Genomic DNA, 1180 nt, shown 5'->3' on the forward strand with positions numbered 1-1180 from the left:
CAGGTGTAAGTCCAACGACACCAAGTATATTGAGCGATAAAACGACAATTTGTGCAGGCGAAACAGCAGCATTGACAGCCACAGGATGTAATGGAAGCTTGAAATGGAGTACAAATGCGACAGGTAGCGTTATCAGTGTAAGTTCAGCAGGTACATATTCAGTAGTCTGTGAGACGATATGTGGAGTAAGTCCAAAGTCGAATGAGATAGTGATAGGCACAGGAGCAAAACCAGCAGCCCCAGTAATAAGCAGCAACAAAAACAGCTTGTGTAATGCAGAAACGGTGACGTTAAGTGCAACAGGTTGTAGCGGCAGTATCAAGTGGAGTACTGGAGCAACAACTGCTACCATCACAGTAAGTACGGCAGGTAGTTACACAGCGACATGTAGCAACAGTTGTGGAGAAAGTGGAGCGAGCAATGTAGTAGTCATCACGACCGGTACAAGCCCAGCGGCTCCAGTGATAAGCAGCAACAAAAACAGCTTGTGTAATGCAGAAACGGCGACGTTAAGTGCAACAGGTTGTAGCGGCAGTATCAAGTGGAGTACTAACGCCACAGGTAGCAGCATCAGTGTAAGTACGGCAGGTAGTTATACAGCGACATGTAGCAACAGTTGTGGAGAAAGTGGAGCGAGCAATGTAGTAGTCATTACGACCGGTACAAGCCCAGCAGCCCCAGTGATAAGCAGCAATAAAAACAGCTTGTGTAATGCAGAAACGGCGACGTTAAGTGCGACAGGTTGTAGCGGCAGCATCAAGTGGAGTACCAACGCCACAGGAAGCAGCATCAGTGTAAGTACTGCAGGTAGTTACACAGCCACATGTAGCAACAGTTGTGGAGAAAGTGGAGCGAGCAATGTAGTAGTCATCACGACCGGTACAAGCCCAGCAGCCCCAGTAATAAGCAGCAACAAAAACAGCTTATGTAATGGAGAAAGTGCAACGTTGACAGCGAGTGGTTGTACTGGCAGTATCAAGTGGAGTACTAACGCCACAGGTAGCAGCATCAGTGTAAGCACGGCAGGTAGTTACACAGCGACATGTAGCAACAGTTGTGGAGAAAGTGGAGCGAGCAATGTAGTAGTCATCACGACCGGTACAAGCCCAGCAGCTCCAGTGATAAGCAGCAACAAAAACAGCTTGTGTAATGCAGAAACGGCGACGTTAAGTGCAACAGG

The 1180-nt window shown here is 48.0% G+C and carries 1 pseudogene; it reads left to right on the forward strand.

Going from position 1 to position 1180, the window contains the following annotated elements:
• Positions 1–1180: pseudogene (locus IEX65_RS27955) on the forward strand (hypothetical protein); the annotation flags it as partial.

The sequence above is a fragment of the Emticicia aquatilis genome (assembly GCF_014644295.1).
Classification (GTDB): domain Bacteria; phylum Bacteroidota; class Bacteroidia; order Cytophagales; family Spirosomataceae; genus Emticicia; species Emticicia aquatilis.